This window comes from Ensifer sp. LC384, assembly GCF_001695865.1.
GTDB lineage: Bacteria > Pseudomonadota > Alphaproteobacteria > Rhizobiales > Rhizobiaceae > Ensifer.
Window position 1 is genome coordinate 228,537 of sequence record NZ_MBST01000001.1, and the last position, 14,016, is coordinate 242,552.

11 protein-coding genes and 1 other RNA gene are annotated in these 14,016 nt (G+C 64.2%); all 12 read right to left on the minus strand.

Annotation, left to right across the window (positions count from 1 at the left end):
- Window positions 1-2: 2 nt before the first annotated feature.
- On the minus strand, window positions 3-1,412 hold the full coding sequence (murC, locus tag BC363_RS01140; protein ID WP_065786788.1) for a UDP-N-acetylmuramate--L-alanine ligase: 1,410 nt from the start codon (window positions 1,410-1,412) through the stop codon (window positions 3-5).
- Window positions 1,409-2,533 carry an undecaprenyldiphospho-muramoylpentapeptide beta-N-acetylglucosaminyltransferase gene (murG, locus tag BC363_RS01145; protein WP_065786787.1) on the minus strand — a complete coding sequence of 375 codons (1,125 nt, stop codon included), beginning with the start codon at window positions 2,531-2,533 and terminating at the stop codon, window positions 1,409-1,411. Before murG ends, murC begins: the two co-directional genes overlap by 4 nt.
- A 3-nt stretch (window positions 2,534-2,536) precedes the next feature.
- Window positions 2,537-3,691: a putative lipid II flippase FtsW gene (gene ftsW / locus BC363_RS01150; protein ID WP_065786786.1), complete on the minus strand. Its 1,155-nt coding sequence runs from the start codon at window positions 3,689-3,691 to the stop codon at window positions 2,537-2,539.
- Between the two features lie 102 nt (window positions 3,692-3,793).
- The gene (murD, locus tag BC363_RS01155; protein ID WP_065786785.1) at window positions 3,794-5,185 is read right to left on the minus strand and encodes a UDP-N-acetylmuramoyl-L-alanine--D-glutamate ligase; all 1,392 of its coding nucleotides are present in this window, start codon (window positions 5,183-5,185) and stop codon (window positions 3,794-3,796) included.
- 7 nt (window positions 5,186-5,192) lie between these two features.
- Window positions 5,193-6,293, minus strand: coding sequence for a phospho-N-acetylmuramoyl-pentapeptide-transferase (gene mraY, locus BC363_RS01160; RefSeq protein WP_065786784.1), 1,101 nt, complete (start codon window positions 6,291-6,293; stop codon window positions 5,193-5,195).
- Window positions 6,294-6,530: 237 nt separating this feature from the next.
- Window positions 6,531-7,970: a UDP-N-acetylmuramoylalanyl-D-glutamyl-2,6-diaminopimelate--D-alanyl-D-alanine ligase gene (locus tag BC363_RS01165; protein ID WP_065786783.1), complete on the minus strand. Its 1,440-nt coding sequence runs from the start codon at window positions 7,968-7,970 to the stop codon at window positions 6,531-6,533.
- A gap of 1 nt (window position 7,971) precedes the next feature.
- Window positions 7,972-9,435 (minus strand): UDP-N-acetylmuramoyl-L-alanyl-D-glutamate--2,6-diaminopimelate ligase, encoded by a 1,464-nt coding sequence (locus tag BC363_RS01170; protein ID WP_065786782.1) that lies wholly within the window; start codon window positions 9,433-9,435, stop codon window positions 7,972-7,974.
- Between the two features lie 66 nt (window positions 9,436-9,501).
- Window positions 9,502-11,250, minus strand: a complete 1,749-nt coding sequence (locus BC363_RS01175; protein ID WP_065786781.1) for a penicillin-binding protein 2 — start codon at window positions 11,248-11,250, stop codon at window positions 9,502-9,504.
- Window positions 11,250-11,633, minus strand: a complete 384-nt coding sequence (locus BC363_RS01180) for a hypothetical protein (protein WP_065786780.1) — start codon at window positions 11,631-11,633, stop codon at window positions 11,250-11,252. Before BC363_RS01180 ends, BC363_RS01175 begins: the two co-directional genes overlap by 1 nt.
- 7 nt (window positions 11,634-11,640) lie before the next feature.
- Window positions 11,641-12,666, minus strand: coding sequence for a 16S rRNA (cytosine(1402)-N(4))-methyltransferase RsmH (rsmH, locus tag BC363_RS01185; RefSeq protein ID WP_065786779.1), 1,026 nt, complete (start codon window positions 12,664-12,666; stop codon window positions 11,641-11,643).
- Window positions 12,667-12,680: 14 nt separating this feature from the next.
- Window positions 12,681-13,121, minus strand: coding sequence for a division/cell wall cluster transcriptional repressor MraZ (gene mraZ / locus BC363_RS01190; RefSeq protein ID WP_065786778.1), 441 nt, complete (start codon window positions 13,119-13,121; stop codon window positions 12,681-12,683).
- 491 nt (window positions 13,122-13,612) lie between these two features.
- Window positions 13,613-14,012, minus strand: an RNA gene (gene rnpB / locus BC363_RS01195) — RNase P RNA component class A.
- Window positions 14,013-14,016: the final 4 nt, after the last annotated feature.

The following is a 14,016-nucleotide window of genomic DNA, read 5'->3' on the forward strand; positions in this document are numbered from 1 at the left end:
GCTCAATTTCCTGAAATGTCTGCGAGTTCCCGTGGCAAGGCGGCGGCCCAGTAGGTGATGCTACCAGCCCCCAAGAGAACCACAAAATCACCCGGCTGCGCAATCTTGCTGACAACCGGCGCGATTGCTTCGGGTCCAACCACGTACCGGGCGTCGCGATGACCGCCGGCCTTGATGCGGTTGACGAGTTCTTCCGCATTGACGCCGTCGATCGCCTCCTCGCCGGCCGCGTAGACCGGCGCGATCAGCACCGTGTCGGCGTCGTTGAAGCAGGCGGAAAAATCTTCGAACAGGCTCGCAAGGCGCGAGTAGCGGTGCGGCTGGTGCACGGCGATGATTCGGCCCTGGCACGCCTCGCGCGCCGCCTTGAGCACGGCCTTGATCTCGACCGGATGGTGGCCGTAGTCGTCATAGACACGCACGCCGTTCCAATCGCCGGTAAAAGTGAAGCGCCGCTTGACGCCGCCGAAGGAGGCGAGCCCCTTGGCGATCGCCTCGGGACTGACGCCGAGGCGCTGCGCAACCGCGATTGCGGCCGTGGCGTTCGACACATTGTGGCGGCCGGGCATCGGCAGGCGCAGGTCCTTCATCGTGATCACCTGGCCGGTGCGGCGACGGCGGATCTCGATGTCGAAGACGGAGGTGGCGCCGTCCATGCGGATGTTGTGGAAACGGACGTCGGCCTGCGGGTTTTCGCCATAGGTGACGACCTTGCGGTCCTCGATCTTGCTGACCATGGTCTGCACTTCGGGGTGATCGAGGCAGAGCACGCCAAAGCCGTAGAACGGCACGTTCTCGACGAACTGGCGGAAGGCGGCTCGCACGGCATCGAAATTGCCGTAGTGGTCGAGATGTTCCGGGTCGATATTGGTGACGACGGCGACATCGGCAGGCAGCTTGAGGAACGTGCCGTCGGACTCGTCGGCCTCGACCACCATCCACTCGCCCTCGCCCATGCGGGCATTGGTGCCGTAGGCATTGATGATGCCGCCGTTGATCACGGTCGGGTCGAGCTCGCCGGCATCAAGGAGGGCGGCAACCATCGAGGTCGTCGTCGTCTTGCCGTGGGTGCCGCCGATGGCGATCGCATTGCGGAAGCGCATCAACTCGGCCAGCATTTCGGCGCGGCGCACGACCGGCAGCAGCTTTTCACGTGCCGCGATCAGTTCGGGATTGTCCTTCTTGATCGCGGTCGAAACGACGACGACTTCGGCATCGCCGATGTTCTCGGCCTTGTGGCCGACGAACACCTTGATGCCCTTGTCGCGCAGGCGCTGGACATTGGCGCTGTCGGACTGGTCGGAGCCCTGCACCCGGTGACCGAGATTATGCAGCACCTCGGCAATGCCGCTCATGCCGATACCGCCGATACCGATAAAATGGACCAGACCGATCGTCTTCGGCATTTTCATGAGCGTGTTTCCCTGAATTTCTCGACTGTCGAACCGCTGGCAATAGCCTCAACCATGGATGCAAGCAAGCGCGCGGCGTCAGGCTTGCCGGTTTCGCGCGCATTGGCGGCCATCTGCGCCAGCGATTGCGGGTTGGCCATGGCATCGGCAAGAATGCCGGCAAGGCGTTCGGCGGTCAGTTCCGCCTGCACGATCACCTTTGCCCCACCCTTGGCGGCAATCGCCGCGGCATTGGCCGCCTGATCGTGGTCGAGCGCGTAAGGGTAGGGAACGAGGATCGCCGGCCGGCCGATGACGGCAAGCTCGGAAACCGTCGAGGCGCCCGAGCGGCAGATCACGAGCTGGGCGCCGGCGATGCGCTCGGCCATGTCGGTGAAGAACGGCGAGACGTCGGCGGGAACGCCGAGCTTCTCATAGGTAGCGATGACGCCGTCGCGATCTTCCGGGCGCGCCTGCTGCGTCACCTTCAGCCGCTGGCGAAGCGCATCGTCGAGACGGCAGATCGCCTGCGGGATCGCTTTCGAAAAATATTGCGCGCCCTGGCTGCCGCCGAAGACGACGAGATGGAACGGAGCCTCGCCGGCGGCCGCGCCATAGGGGACCTTGGCAGCCTCGAGCACGGCGGGACGTACCGGGTTGCCTGTCGTCACCGTCTTGGCGGCAAAGGCGCCGGTCCCCTCGGGCAGGAAGCCGCCGGCAATCGCCTTGACGCGGGAGGCGAGCGCCTTGTTGGCACGGCCCATCACCGCATTCTGCTCATGGATCATCGACGGCACGCCCATGCCCGTTGCCGCCAGAAGCGGCGGCACGGTCGGATAGCCGCCGAAGCCGACGACGGCTTTCGGCCTTAGCCGACTGATCAGCCGGCGCGCGGCGCGCATGCCGGTCCAGAGCGTCCACAACGAGCGTACGACATGGATGGGGTTCTTCGAGCCGATCGTCGCCGAAGGCACCACATGCACCTCATCGGCCGGGAACTTGCCGGCAAAACGCTCGGCGCGGCTGTCGGTCACCAGATGCACTGAATAGCCGTTGGCCTTCAGCTCATGGGCAAGCGCCTCGGCTGGAAACAGATGGCCGCCGGTACCCCCGGCGGCAAGAAGGATGATACCTTTGGTCATGTCTTACTCCGCCGGCACGCCAATGCCGGACCGAAACAGGCTGCGCTCCACGGCGCGCTTCTCCGGGCGATGGCGCGTGAGCGCCAGGATGAAGCCGGCGGTAACGCAGATCGCCACCATGGACGAACCGCCATAGGAGATCAGCGGCAGGGTCATGCCCTTGGCCGGAAGCAGTTCGAGGTTAACGCCGATGTTGATCATCGACTGGATGCCGATCTGCAGGACGAGGCCTGCGACGGCGAAGCGGTTGAAGTCGTTGCGCTCGCGGAAGGCGTGGTTGAGCCCGCGCAGCACCAGAAAGGCAAAGATCATCACGATCAGCATGCAAAAGACGATGCCGAACTCTTCGGCCGCCACCGAGAACACGAAGTCGGTATGGCTGTCCGGGATGATGCGCTTGACGATGCCTTCGCCCGGGCCGCGGCCGAACCAGTCGCCGCGGATGATCGCTTCGCGCGCCGTGTCCATCTGGAAGGTGTCGCCTTCCCCGGTCAGGAACTTGTCGATACGGCCGGCCACGTGCGGCAGCATGGTATAGGCGACGAAGAAACCGCCGAAGGCAGCGCCGGCAAGCACGATGATCCAGAGCCACGGCATGCCGGCCATGAAGAACATGCCGCCCCAGACCGCGGTCGTCAGGATCGTCTGACCAAGGTCGGGCTGGGCGACGAGCAGCGCGCCGACGATGCCGAAGAGCAGGATTGCAAAGAGGTTGCCGGGAATTTCCGGCTGGCGCGCATGCTCGGAGAACAGCCAGGCGCAGACAACCACGAAGGCCGGTTTCATGAATTCGGAGGGCTGGATGGAAATGCCGGCGATCGAGATCCAGCGCATCGAGCCCTTGACCTCCTGACCGACGAACAGCACCAGCACCATCATGGAAAGCGAGACGCCGAGCAGGATGATCGCGGTGCGGCGCACCTGCCTCGGCGACAGGAACGAGATGGCAACCATCACCACCAGCGACGGCAGGAGGAAGACGGCATGGCGCTTGACGAAATGGAAGCTGTCGAGGCCGATGCGCTCGGCGACCGCCGGGCTTGCCGCAAAGGACAGCATGAAGCCGACGCCCATCAACAGGATGAAGGTCGCCAGGAAGAACCTGTCGATTGTCCAGAACCAGTCGGCCACAGGGCCACGTTCGGCTCGGCTTACCATCTTGTCAGTCCCCTTTATCAGGCGCGCTTGCGCCAAACGTCCGAAACCCCGGCATCACAGCCACCCGTCGCGCGCCAGTTGGGGCGCGCAGACAGGGCAACGTCAGATCAGCATCGTCACGCCCTGCAACGCCTTGACGTGGCCGACGAAGGCATCGCCGCGTATTTCAAAATTCTTATACTGGTCGAAGCTTGCGCAAGCCGGGGATAACATCACCGCCGACGCGCCTTTGTCGTCACCTTCCGCATCCGCCGCGGCGTGAGCAACCGCCTTCTCCAGCGTCCCCGAGATCTCGAAGGGCACCGCCTCGCCCAGCGTCGCGGCAAAGGCAGGTGCGGCCTCGCCGATCAGGTACGCCTTGACGATCTTCGGGAAGAACGGCGACAGCGAGGTGATGCCGCCCTCCTTCGGAAGGCCGCCGGCAATCCAGTAGATGCGTTCATAGCTCGACAGCGCCGGGGCCGCCGCATCCGCGTTGGTCGCCTTGCTGTCGTTGACGAACACCACCGCGCCCTTGCGGCCGACCGGTTGCATGCGATGCTTCAGCCCGGGGAAGCTTGTCAGCCCCTGGCGTATCTCATCTTCGCTGACGCCGACGGAGAGGCAGGCGGCGATTGCGGCTGCCGCATTCTGCGCATTGTGGCCGCCGCGCAGCGTCTGGATGCCATCGAGGTCGACGAAGAGCCGCGAGGTTCCGCCTTGCGCCTGGAGGATGCGCGAGCCCTCGGCATAGATCCCGTCGGCCAGCACATGCCGGCGCGAGATACGGACCACCTTGGTGCCTGCCCGCTCGACGCGGTCGGCAATCAGCGCGCAGAAACTGTCGTCGACGCCGACGATGGCCGTGCCGCTGCCGGCCACGAGCCGCTCCTTGATGTCGGCATAATGCTGCATGGTGCCGTGGCGATCGAGATGATCGGGCGTGAGATTGAGCAGGATGCCGGCCGTCGGGTTGAGCGTCGGCGCCAGGTCGATCTGGTAGGACGAGCACTCGACCACATAGAAACGGCCAGCCTTCGGGGACCCAAGCGTCAGCACAGCCGTGCCGATATTGCCGCCGAGCTGCGTGTCGCGGCCGCTTTCCCTCAGGATATGGGCGATCAGCGCCGTCGTCGTCGATTTGCCGTTGGTGCCGGTAATGGCGATGAACGGGCAATCGGGCGCCTGCGCCCGGCGCTCGCGCACGAAGAGTTCGACATCGCCGATGATCTCGACGCCGGCGGCATGCGCGAGATCGACGGTCCAGTGCGGTTTGGGATGGGTCAGCGGCACGCCGGGCGAAAGCACGAAGGCGGCATAAGCGCGCCAGTCGATGCCATGCAGGTCCGCCGTCGGCACACCCGCCTCGCCGGCCTTGGCGACGCTGTCGGGATTGTCGTCCCAGGCCGTCACCTCGGCCCCGCCGGCGACGAGCGCCTCAGCGGTCGCCAGCCCCGAGCCACCGAGCCCGAAGAGAGCGACCTTCTTGCCCTTGAATGTGCTGACCGCGATCATCGTCCGCTCACCGCAGCTTGAGGGTGGACAGGCCGATCATCGCCAGGATGACGGCGATGATCCAGAAGCGGATCACGACCTGGCTTTCCGTCCAGCCCTTCTTTTCGAAGTGGTGGTGGATAGGCGCCATCAGGAAGACGCGGCGGCCGGTGCGTTTGAACCAGAACACCTGGATGATCACTGACAGGGTTTCCATGACGAACAGGCCGCCGATGATGACCATGACGACTTCATGCTTGACGGCGACGGCAACGGTGCCGATCAGGCCGCCGAGCGCCAGCGAACCGGTGTCGCCCATGAAGATGGCGGCGGGTGGCGCGTTGAACCAGAGAAAGCCGAGGCCGGCGCCGATGACGGCGCCGAGGATGACCGCGAGCTCGCCGGTGCCGGGCACGAAATGGATCTGCAGGTAGTTGGCGAAAACGGCGTTACCGGCGAGATAGGCAATAAGGCCGAAGGCGGCCGCCGCGATCATGACAGGCACGATGGCAAGCCCGTCCAGACCGTCCGTCAGGTTCACCGCATTGCCGGCGCCGACGATGACGAAGCCACCGAACAGCACGAAGAAATAGCCAAGATTGATCACGAGGTCCTTGAAGAACGGGAACGTGACCGAGGAACCGAAGGTCGAACCGGCAGCACCGCCCGAAAACGACGCCTGCATCATGAAGAACACGGCAATCGCGGCGATGACGAACTCGATGCCGAGACGCGCCTTGCCGGAAAAGCCCTTGTCCGACTGCTTGGTGACCTTGAGATAGTCATCGTAAAAGCCGATGGCGCCGAAGCCGAGCGTGACGAGAAGGGTCGACACCACGTAGACGCTGGAAAGATCGGCCCACAGAAGCGACGAAACGACGATGCCCGCAAGGATCATCAGCCCGCCCATCGTGGGCGTGCCGGCCTTCTTGAAATGCGTCTGCGGTCCATCGGCGCGGATGGGCTGGCCCTTGCCCTGACGGATGCGGAGCGAGGCAATCATGCGCGGACCGAAAAGGAATACGATCAAAGCCGAAGTGAAAAGCGCTGCACCGGTACGGAACGTGATGTAGCGAAAGAGATTGAAAAATTGAAAGTGGTCCGCCAGTTCCACAAGCCAGATGAGCATTAAGGGACCTTTCCCCAAAGGTTTAAAATCGGACACCGTCCTACAGAATCATCTGAAAAACGATACGCGCTTGTACGCGAAAGTGTTAGGCCGCGCTGCCTAACCTAAGGCTGTATCCACCGCCGCCAACATCGGCGGCGACCGCTCGAACGCCGCGCGCCGCGTGAGGCGCGCAAGGGTCGAGGTCGTCATTTCATCGGCTGCGTCATTGCCCCTGAACCGCTTGCGGCCCGGCAATCACGCGGTCGCTTCGTTCCCCTCGGCCCCAGGCTCCGGATAGGCTTCGATCAGCGCATGGACGATCTTGCCGCAGCCCGTGCCCTTCGAAGACTTGATCATCACCACGTCTCCGGCTGCAACCGCGCCGAGTGCATAAGCCCTCAGTTCGTCCACGCTCTCGCGGTAGACGACGGAGACTTCCGGCGGCAGCGCGTCGCGCAGGTGGGCCATCAGCGGCCCGGCAAGCCAGACATCGGTGATGCCGGCTTCGACCAGCGGCCGGGCGAGCGCGGCATGGACGTCGACGGCGTGGTCGCCCATCTCCAGCATGTCGCCAAGCGCGGCGATACGACGGCCGCCCGGTGCCGGAGCGGCATCCTGCAGCAGCGAAATCGCCGCGCGCATGGAGGTCGGGTTGGCGTTGTAGCTTTCGTCGATCAGCGTCAGCGTGCCGGCGCCGATCTGCAATCGGTGGCGTCGGCCCCTGCCCGTTTCGGCCTGCATGGTTGCCAGCGACGCGGCGGCATGATCGACGTCTGCGCCGACGAGCTTCACCGCTGCCAGCACCGCAAGCGCATTTTCGGCGATATGACGGCCAGGGGCGCCGATGGTGATTTCCATCGTCCGGCCGCCAAGTGCGGCCCAAAGCACCGATCCATCAGCAGCACCGGCGAACTCGACGAGGCGGAACTCCGCCTTCGGGTTGACGCCGAAGGAGTGGATATAGCTGACGCCGGCCGTGCCGGCAGCCCTCTCAAGCAGCTTATACTGGGCACTGTCGTGATTGATGACCGCGTGGCCGCCGTTGACAACGCCCTCGAAGATCTCGGCCTTGGCCTCGGCGATCTGCTCCAGGCTCTCGAAGTTTCCGAGATGGGCGGCGGCGATGCTGGTGACGATTGCCACATGCGGGCGGACCATCTTCGTCAGCGGCCGGATCTCGTCCGGGTGGTTCATGCCGATTTCGAAGATGCCGAAATCGGTGGCCTCGGGCATGCGCGCAAGCGTCAGCGGCACGCCCCAATGATTGTTGAACGAGGCCACGGATGCATGCACGCGGCCTTGCGGCACCAGCACATGCCGCAGCATCTCCTTGGTGGTAGTCTTGCCGACCGAACCGGTGACGGCGATGATCTTGGCGGCACTGCGGTCACGCGCGGCGCAACCGAGCCGGATCATCGCTTCAAGCACATCGTCGACGACGATCATCGGCGCACTGAGGCGGCCGAGCGCCGGCAGCTTGCCTTCGCTGACGACGAGCAGTGCCGCGCCATTGGCGAGCGCAAGGCCCGCATAGTCGTGGCCGTCAACCCGGTCGCCCTTGATGGCGAAGAAGGCTTCGCCCTTGCCGACGGAGCGGCTGTCGATCGATATGCCGCTTACTCCTTCGGGCAGGTTTCCAACCGGACGGCCGTGCATTGCGGCCAGAAGATCGCTGCTTGTCCAGAGCCAGTTCAAATCACAGACCTCCCAATGCCTTGCGGACTTCCGCGTGATCCGAGAACGGCAGCGTGACGGAACCGACCGTCTGGCCTTCCTCGTGTCCCTTGCCCGCGACGATCAGCGTGTCGCCGCTTTGGAGCATGCCGACGGCGGCGCGGATCGCTTCGGCGCGGTCGCCGATTTCGGTCGCACCCGGGGCGGCAGCCATGATTTCCGAGCGGATCACCTCAGGGACTTCGGAGCGGGGATTGTCATCGGTGACGATCACCACGTCGGCAAGCCGCGTGGCGACCTCGCCCATGATCGGCCGCTTGCCCTTGTCGCGGTCGCCGCCGCAGCCGAAGACCACGATCACGCGGCCCGTCGTGAACGGGCGCACCGAGGCCAGCACGTTTTCGAGCGCATCGGGCTTGTGGGCATAGTCGACATAGGCAAGCGCGCCGTCGCGGGTCTGGCCGACCAGTTCAAGGCGGCCCGAGGCACCCTGCAGCTTTTCAAGCGCGGAGAACGCCGCCTTGGCGCTGATACCGGTGGAGATCGCAAGGCCCGCGGCGACAAGGGCGTTGGCCACCTGGAAATCGCCGGCAAGCGGAATGTGGATTTCGAAGATGTCGTCGCCGACATGCACTTCGGCAGATTGCTTGTGACGGAAATGCTCGACCCGCTTCAGCGAGATGAAATCGCCCTTGCGGCCAACGGTGCGCACGTCGAGCTTGGCCTTGCGGGCAGCGGCGATCGCCTGTTCCGACCACTGGTCGTCGGCAAAGATCACCGCCGGCGCGCCCTTCGGCAACAGCGCTTCGAACAGCCGCATCTTGGAGGCCATGTAGTGCTCGACCGTCGGGTGGTAGTCCATGTGGTCGCGACCGAGATTGGTAAAGGCGGCGGCCGAAAGGCGCACACCATCGAGCCGGCTCTGGTCGAGGCCGTGGCTGGAAGCCTCCATCGCCGCATGGGTGACGCCGGCGTCAGCGAGTTCGGCCAGAAGCTTGTGCAGGGAAACCGGGTCGGGCGTGGTCAGCGAGCCGTAGTCGTTGCGGCCGGGCGCAACCACGCCCGTCGTGCCGATCATCGCCGCAGCAAGGCCGGAATGCGCCCAGATCTGCCGGGTGAAGGAGGCGACCGAGGTCTTGCCGGCCGTGCCGGTCACCGCGACCATCGTCTCCGGCTGGCGGCCGTAGAAGGCAGCGGCCGCGCGCGCCAGAAAGGCGCGCGGGTTGCCGAGCGAGAGAACCGGTGCGGAAGCTCCATCCGGCTTTGCGCCGGGCTCGGCAACGACGGCGACCGCGCCGCGCGCAAGCGCATCGGCGATGTAGCTGGTGCCGTTCGCCTTGCTGCCGGACACGGCGACGAAAAGATCCCCTGGCTGCACCTGCCGACTGTCGGCCGTGATACCGGCAACCTCGATCTGCGAGGAAGCGCCATCCAGTTGCGCAGAAAGTTCAGGGAAGCTCGTTCCCGCCAGGTCTTTTATCTTCATGAACCGCACGTCTCACATCGCTCTCAATCCGCCGGCTGGCGAATCGTCTGCATTCTCATTTCATGCCTAATAAGACACAAGCATGGCAGAACCATCTTCTCCGAACTTCGGTTCGACGCCGAGAAGCGGTGCGGAGCGGCTGATGATGTCGCGAACCATGGGCGCAGCATTCGAGCCGGCGGTCCGTCCGCCGCCTTCGCCGGTCTTCGGCGCGTCGATGAATGTCAGCACGATGTACTTCGGATTGTCGATCGGAAAGGCTGCGAGAAAGGCGTTGAAGTTCTGGTCGCTGGCATAGCGGCCGTTGACGACCTTGTCGGCCGTGCCGGTCTTGCCACCGACGTTGAAGCCCGGCACCTGCGCGCGCTTGCCCGAACCGGCGATGCCGTTCCAGCGCAGCAGGAAGCGCATGTCGTCGCTGGTGCTTTTCTTGACGACCGTGGTCGCCAGTTCGTCAGCCTGCTCCTGCGAACGCGGCAGGAAGGTCGGCGGGATCAGCTTGCCGCCGTTGACGAGTGCCGCGCCGGCGACGGCCGTCTGCAACGGCGTCGTCGAAACACCGTGACCGAAGGAGATGGTGATCGAGTTGATCTTCTTCCATTCACGCGGCTGGGTCGGCGATTTGACTTCCGGCAACTCGGTCGGCAGCTTCGACAGGAGGCCGATGCGGGTGAGGAATTCCTTGTGGCCGGGAATGCCGATGAGGTCGGCGATCTTGGCCGTGCCGATGTTCGACGAATACTGGAAGATTTCCGGAACGGTCAGCACCCGGCGCTTGCCGTGAAAGTCCTTGATGGTGAAGCCGCCGATGCGGATAGGTGCTGTGGCGTCGAAGCTGTCGTTGAGCGTCACCTTGCCGGAATCGAGGCCCATGGCGATGGTGAAGGTCTTGAAGGTGGAGCCCATCTCGAACGTGCCGTTCGACATGCGGTTCATCCAGCCCTCTTCCGCACCTTCGGCCGGCTTGTTGGGGTCGTAATCGGGAACCGACGCCATCGCCAGCACTTCGCCGGTGTTCACGTCGAGCACGACGGCGCCTGCGGCCAGCGCCTGGTAGTTCTTCATGCCGGCGTCGATCACGTCGCGCACGATGTTCTGGACCCGAACGTCGATCGACAGCTTGACCGGCTCGAGCTTGGCATCGCTGGTCATGCCGATGGCGGCGAGATCGGCGAGCCCCTGCCCGTCGATGTAGCGTTCCATGCCGGCAACGCCGCGGTTGTCGATGTTGACGTGGCCGAGGATATGGGCGGCGGTCGGGCCGCCGGGATAGAAGCGGCGCTTTTCCGGCCGGAAGCCGACGCCGGGAATGCCGAGCGCCAGGATTTCGCTCTGCTGCTTCGGGGTCAGCTGGCGGCGCAGCCACTGGAAGCGCGATTTCGACTTCAGCTTGTTGTAGATCTCGCGGGCGTTGAGATCGGGCAGAACCGTTGCCAGCCGCTCGACCGCCTCATCCGCGTCGACGATCTTGTGCGGCTCGGCATAGAGCGAGACCGTGCGGATGTCGGTGGCGAGGATCTCGCCGTTGCGGTCGAGTACATCGGGGCGCGAGGCCATCAGGTTGTCGGCGCGGCCGATGCTCGACACCGTCTCCGGCTGCGCCATGCCGTATTGCACGAGGCGACCGCCGATGACCGCATAGACGATACCGAAGCTGGCGATGATGATCGCGACGCGGTTCTTCGCCTGGTTGGTGGTCTTCTTGCGCGTGCCCTGGAAGGTGACGTTGAGCTTGGCCTCGGCCGGCAGGTTGTTGCCGCCTGCGGAGAAATGCGCCTTGCTCTTCAAGACCATGATGCGGGAGAGAAACGACATCAGCGCGCCACCGAACCTGTTGCGATATTATCGGTCTTGTTCTCCGGCGCCTTGTCGGCGGCGAGCTTCTTTTCTTCTTCCGTCGGCGGCAGGTCGGCCTTCAGCATCGGCAGTTCCTGCGGGCGGGCGAGCTGCGTGGACGGCGTCGGCGCCAGCTGCAGATCGGCGCCGAAGGCGCCAACCAGGCGCTCGAGCCGGTTCGGCTGCGTCAGCAACGCCCAGTCGGCGCGCAGAAGGTCGATCGTGTCCTCTTCCAGCTTGATGGCGGCATCGAGCTTGCGCACCTCTTCCAGCTTGTTTTCGGCACGATGCTTGATCGTGTAGGTCACCGTGGCGGCTGCCGTCATGACGACGATCAGGACTATGTCGAGTGTTCGCAGCATATCTCTCTCAGCCCCCCAACCGTGCAAGGCTCGCCAGTTCCGGCAGATTGAAAATGGATAGATCGTTTCCCGGCGATGGCGCTTCCGTGCGGATACCGGCTCTGAGCTTGGCGGACCGGGCGCGCGGGTTGAGGGACGCTTCTTCCTCGCTGGCAGCCACCATAGGCTTGCCAACTGGTGTGAAGGTTGCCGCACGCGCGGTCACCAGCGGCAGATGCCGCGAACCCGCCGCCTTGCCCGAGCGATCCTGGAAGAAGGCCTTGACGATCCGGTCTTCGAGCGAATGGAAGGTGACGACGACGAGGCGACCGCCCGGCTTCAGCGCCCGCTCGGCAGCAAAAAGCGCCTGGGCGAGCTCACCGAGTTCGTCATTGACGAAGATGCGCAGCGCCTGGAAGACGCGCGTGGCCGGATGGATCTTGTCCTTGGCCTTGCGCGGCGTGACGATTTCGATCAGCCCGGCGAGATCGCGGGTGGTTTCGAACGGTGTTTCGGCCCGGCGCTTCTCGATGGCGCGGGCGATACGGCCCGACTGTTTTTCCTCACCGAGGAAGCCGAAGATGCGGATGAGATCGGAAACCTTGGCGCGGTTGACGACATCGGCGGCAGAGACGCCGGCCGCCGACATGCGCATGTCGAGCGGCCCCTTCTTCTGGAAGGAAAAGCCGCGTTCGGCCTCGTCGATCTGCATCGACGACACGCCGATATCGAGCACCACGCCGTCGAGACTGCCGGCGGGCGCATGCTCGGCGAGCTGCGAAAAGCGGGAGTGGATGAGCTTGAGCTTGCCGCCCGCGGCCGCAACCATCGCCTGGCCTGCGGCGATCGCCGTCGGGTCGCGGTCGAGCGCGATCACCTCGGCGCCGGCATCAAGGATGGCGGAGGCATAACCACCGGCACCGAACGTGCCGTCGAGAATGACCTTGCCGGGAGCCGGATCAAGGGCGGCGAGAACCTCGCTCAGGAGGACGGGAATGTGACGAACCGGTCCGCCATCGGCTTCAGAAGCACCTCCGCCTTGTTCCGTCACCATTCCGCCTCTCCATTCTATTCCGGGCGCAACCCCCGTGACTTGCGCCCTTCCCGGGCCGCCGCTTGCGCCTTTGCAAAGGCCTGCGGCTCCCAGAGCTGAAAATAATCGCCCCGCCCGACGAACATCACGTCGGTCGAGATACCGGTGAAGTCGCGGATGAAATCCGTCACCATCAACCGGCCTTCCGGATCGAGCTTGACGAAGACCCCGCCCCCATGAACGAGCAGCGACATCTCGTTGGCCGCCGGAGAAAATGGATCCTCGGCCGCCATTTGCCTCTCGAACCGATCCAGGAGCTCCGGCCCACCGACACTGATCGCCGGGAAGACGAAATCCTGGAAGCAGTATAACTCCCGAACGCCCCCATCCGACAGAACAGAACGAAACGCCGAAGGTACGGACACCCGCCCCTTTGCATCGATCCGATTGGCAGCATTTGACAAGAAGCGGTTCATGACGCGAAACGGCCGCCCAAGACTGACGGGCCATAATCATCGACCCGCGAGAACACTCGACCACACCCACAAAACGCCCCCGCCGGACACCAACATGCCCGCCCATCTCCCGAAGCCGGGAGACCCTGGAATTTTGCGATAATGGGCCACGAAACGGCCCTTGCGCAGTACCATTATGGGATATCATGGGACCATATGGGCGTCAATGGGATTGGCTCTCAAACAGCCATTGGGCTGATCAAAAATTGATAAGCTGTTAAGTTTAATGAAGAGTTACGAAAGCACCCCCGATGCCTCGCAATGCGACGGCCAAACGGCTTCAAATCGTTGGGAAATCGGAACATCAGCAAGATCGCGGCAAAGCGGGCGGATGCCTCTCCGGGCACAGCTTTCGCCGCTCGCCAGCGCTGAAGGCAAGAGGGCGACGAGCGAACCACGCGCTGCCTCAAGCCGCGTCGCAGCCGAAAACATCGCCGGGCAAAAAGGGAAAAATTGCCAGTTGGCCTGTAAGCCGGGTTCTGTATGGCCCCGCCGCCCGAAGACAGCGGAACGTGGCAGCCATTCATCTGGGACTACGTTTGCACGCAGCCTCTTGCAACCCACCCGGATGACTGGCCCGGAAACAGGCTGGACGCTTGCGCGTCCGCGTCATCCCTATTCGGTCTTGCTCCCGGTGGGGTTTGCCGTGCCGTCCATGTTGCCATGTCCGCGGTGGGCTCTTACCCCACCCTTTCACCCTTACTCCGCAAGCGGAGCGGTTTGCTTTCTGTGGCACTTTCCCTGAGGTCGCCCTCGCCGGACGTTATCCGGCACCGTATTTCCGTGGAGCCCGGACTTTCCTCCCCCCGCGGCCTTTCGGCACTTGCGGAGCGCGGCTGCCCGGCCAACTGGCAGG